This is a genomic window from Nguyenibacter vanlangensis (assembly GCF_013376155.1).
Lineage (GTDB): Bacteria > Pseudomonadota > Alphaproteobacteria > Acetobacterales > Acetobacteraceae > Gluconacetobacter > Gluconacetobacter vanlangensis.
Map to the genome: position 1 here is coordinate 1 of NZ_JABXXP010000233.1, position 4,323 is coordinate 4,323.

Annotated in this window: 2 protein-coding genes; one reads left to right on the forward strand and one right to left on the reverse strand. The window is 64.0% G+C overall.

Going from position 1 to position 4,323, the window contains the following annotated elements; translation table 11 throughout:
• The first annotated feature begins 512 nt into the window (after positions 1-512).
• The gene (locus HUK84_RS11370; protein WP_176640398.1) at positions 513-3,089 is read left to right on the forward strand and encodes a TonB-dependent receptor plug domain-containing protein; all 2,577 of its coding nucleotides are present in this window, start codon (positions 513-515) and stop codon (positions 3,087-3,089) included.
• Positions 3,090-3,638: 549 nt separating this feature from the next.
• On the opposite strand, the gene HUK84_RS11375 is transcribed toward HUK84_RS11370, so the two are convergent.
• Entirely contained in the window at positions 3,639-4,076 is a 438-nt protein-coding gene (locus HUK84_RS11375) for a VOC family protein (protein ID WP_317135281.1), read from the reverse strand.
• Positions 4,077-4,323: the final 247 nt, after the last annotated feature.

The following is a 4,323-nucleotide window of genomic DNA, read 5'->3' on the forward strand; positions in this document are numbered from 1 at the left end:
GTGTCTCCGGTCTCGGGACGAGTAAAGCCGGGGGCGGATCGCGCCGCAATCCGCCCTGTGCCGCGCCGGAAAGCGGCGCGTGCGGATGGGCGCGGGGCGGTCATGGCGCGCGGAAATCGGAACAGTCCGGTACTGATTGCATGGTGTAAATGAAATATATTTGATCCATCCATAAAAGGATTGCCACGCACCCGCCGAATAACTGGAACAGCATGTCCGACCACCCGGACCATTGCGGTCGGCGATCGGAATGGACACGTGCCGATTGCCGCTTTCATAGGCTGAAATTCCAAAAAGCGTGCCGTTTAAATAGTCAGAGTTGCAACAGCAATTTCGGAAAAAATTTGATTTGAATGAACATGTTACGGGATATCGGCGCGAGGATTGTGATAAAAATGTCATATATTCCGAATTCGATATGTGCGGTCGCGTTTTGGCATTGAAGTCCCGGGCGGTTTCGTTTCCATTGGGGACCATTCAAATAATGATGTATGCAGGAGCACGTTACATCAATGACCCTAAGGCGAAGCCTTATTGCGGCCACCATCCTGGCAATTCAGTGCGATATTTCAGGGGCGTTAGCCCAGAGCGCCACGTCCGGCTCCACCGCCCCGAGTGCGGCGTCGGCCCATCGTCACGTCAGCAAGGCCAAGAAGAAGGTCAGGCCGTCAGCGCAGCAGGTCAGCCCCGCGACCCGGGCGCATTTCGTCAATCGTCCTGCTCCTGCCGCCGTCGTCGCGCCGGTTGCGGCGCCCGTCTATCATGCGCCGCCTGATTCGGGCGAAGCCGTGATCGTGACCGGCACCCATGCCTTCAACCGCCATGCGCGCGATTCGACGGCGCCGATCACCGTGATTTCCGCCGCCACCCTGACCCGCACCGGGCAGGTCAACCTGGCCGACGCGCTGACGCGCATGGACCCGTCGATCACCCAGGAAGCGATGGGCGCCGACGCCGGGGCGCTGACCTCGTCGATCCGCATGCGCGGCCTGAACCCGAACGAAGTGCTGGTGCTGGTGGACGGCAAGCGCCGCCATACCACGGCGAACATCTATGCCGACCAGGGCCCGCAGCAGGGATCGACGCCGGTCGACCTGAACATGCTGCCGGCGAACGCGATCGACCATATCGAAATCCTGCGTGACGGCGCGGCGGCCATGTACGGGTCGGACGCCATCGCGGGCGTGGTCAACATCATCACCAAGAAGACGGCGCACGGGCTGAATCTGAGCGGCCAGACGGGCGCGAACGCCTATAACGGCGATGGCTGGCAGTACCAGACCAATCTCGATGGCGGGTTCGGATTCGGCGACGACGGCTATGTCCATATAGCCGGCCAGGTCATGCATGCCGACCATATGGTGCCGCCGGGCGCGCATGACCTGCGCTCGGTGCCGGGCAATGTGGATTATACGCCGGGCGTGAACTTCCCCAGCAATTCCAACATGATCATGAGCACGCCGGAGGAGACGCGCGAGAACCTGCTGATCGATTTCGGCAAGACGCTGACCGAAGGCGTGCAGGGATATGGGCAGATCACCTATGCCCACCGCCACAGCGAGGCGTATGAGAATTACCGCACGCCGACCAAGGCGCCGGCGTTGTATCCGTACGGGTTCTCGCCGCTGGAGACGATCGACGAAAACGACTTCGCCGCGACCCTGGGTCTGAAGGGCGATAATTTCCTCGGCTTCGACTGGGATGTCAGCACGACATACGGCCAGGACGACGACGATATCGGCAACAAGAATACCGCCAACCCGAACCTGTACACCAAGACCGGCTTCTCGCCGACCACGGTGATGGCCGAGCAATATTCGCTGGCGCAGTGGACCAACAATGCCGATTTCCGCCGCCGGCTGAAGATCGCCAATGTCGTGCCGGTGACGGTGGCCTTCGGCGCCGAGCACCGTCTGGAGCAGTACCAGATCTGGCCGGGCAATCCGCCCTCGTACGAACTCGGCGGCGCACAGGGCTATGCCGGCCTGATGCCGCAGAACGCGGGCAAGTGGGGCCGTGACATCTGGGCCGGCTATCTGGATGGCGATTTCCATCCGCTGCCGCACTGGGACCTGGATTTCGCGGGACGGTTCGAGCACTACACCGATTTCGGCGATACCGAGAACGGCAAGGTCTCGACCCGTTATGACTTCACCCACCGCATCGCCATCCGCGGCACGATCAGCAACGGTTTCCGTGCGCCGACTCTGCCGGAAGAGCATTTCAGCGCCCTGAACGTGTCGCCGACCGGCGCCACGGGCCTGCTGTCGACCACCGGCGCGGCCGGCCGGTCGGTCGGCGCGCTGCCGCTGAAGCCGGAGCGCTCGACCAGCGCCGAGGCCGGTCTGGTGCTGGAGCCGGTCGATGGCTGGCACGTGTCGGTCGATGTCTATCAGATCAACATCCGTGACCGGATTTTCGGCAGCGGTACCGTCGGCGGCAATCCGGCGCTGGATGCGATCGACCTGACCGGGGCGACGCTGCCGGCGGGCATCAACAATTCCGACGTGTTCGTGAACTACTTCGCCAATGTCGGCAGCACCCGGACCCAGGGCCTGGACATCATGTCCGACTACCTGCTGCGCCTGGGCGAGTACGGCAATGTCGATCTGAGCATGGGAATCAACCTGAACCGCACGACGGTCAGCCACATCAACACGCTGGCCAACGGCATGCCGTCGCTGAACGCGCAGACGGCGTCCTACCTGGCCAACGGGTCGCCGCGCAGCAAGATCATCCTGCAGGCCCATTGGACGGTCGGCCAGTGGGACGTGAATGTGCGCCAGACCCGCTACGGCGAAACCAAGCTGCTGCAGAGCTATGAGGACCAGGCCGGGAGCCTGGCTTACTCGAACACTCAGTGGCTGCAATTTACCAATACGCCGGCGTGGCTGACGGACCTGGAAGTGGGCTATCGCGTGGACCGTCACTGGCATGTGGCCATCGGCGCGAACAACATCTTCAATGTCCGTCCGCGTCGCCTGCCGCTGGTTGTCAATTATCTGGGTGCCAACCAGTACGACCAGAACTCCTCGGGCATTCCGTTCACCGGCGGCTTCTATTACGGGCGCATCAACGCGAATTTCTGATCCGGATTTTCGCCTGACTGCCTGGCGAAACCCGCGGCTGCGCATGCAGCCGCGGGTTTTGCTTTTCGGGGGCAGCGATGTCGGTGCGCGCCATGTTCCGGATGCAGGGCGGCTGGATGAAATCCGTGCTTTATCGGAGGGGCGTTTGTGCTTAAGTTTTTGTGAAGGTCGATCCCGATGCGGCATGCAAGGGGGGACCTTCTCGGAGAGCAGCAATGCTGACGCCATCCGTTGCCGGCCAGAATGGCTCCGGCCGTTTCACAATTCCGCCATTGCTCGGGACACGGGATACCCGTCCGTGCCCGCCAGATGTTGAAGACCGGGGCGCTGAAGAGCGGGCTGGGCCGCGCGCCACGGCAGGGGATGCGGCCGACAGCACGCCGGCACAGATTTACGCGGCGCATCGCGCTGGGCTACGCGGTTTTCGCGCGACGCATAGTGTGCCGCGGCGGCAGGGCGGCTGATTCTTTCCTGGTGGTATCGTCCCGTGACGGTGCTCCGGCGAGGGGTCTTCATCGGCGGTGGGTCGGCGGCCGGGAGGCGGGGCAGTCAGGGCCCGATGCGGCAGACGGCCGAGATCTCGTGGCGGTCCGGGTCCAGCACCGAGGCGGCGAAATAGGGAAGGCCCCCCTCGGTCTGCATCCCCGGGCTGGCGCGTTCGCGGCCGCCGGCGGCGAGGGCCGCCACGTGGAAATCCTCGACCGCTGCGCGGCTGGGCGCGGCGAAGGCGAGCTGGATATGGCCCGATGACCCGTCATGCAGGGTCAGCCACAGGAAAGGGTCGCGGCCATCGAGGCCGTAACCCGCATATTCGGGGGCGCCCCGTACCGTGCAGGTCAGGCCCAGCGGCACCAGGACCCGGTCATAGAAGGCGCGTGCGCGCTGGATGCTGCGGACCCTGATGGAGACGTGATCGATCATCGCCTCTTCTCCCATGTCGTGGAGCGGGCCGGATGGTGGCATGCCGATGTCGGCGGGTGCGATCACGCCTGTGCGACCCGATGCCGGGCGAGTGGACCATCTGTTCCAGAATTCCGGGCGGCCGGCGGAGCGGCGGCGAAGGTATTTCCCGTTCCCGGCGGAGGACGGGACCGGCGGGTTCCCGGCGTGTGAAACATAATGTCCATTTCAGATCTTTACGCGGGCGGCTGCGCCGGACCGGCGGGATGGGTTCGAAATCCGCGCGTCCGGGGTGCTGTGCCCGCGCGGCGGCGGGACTGGCAGGCCGGGGCCG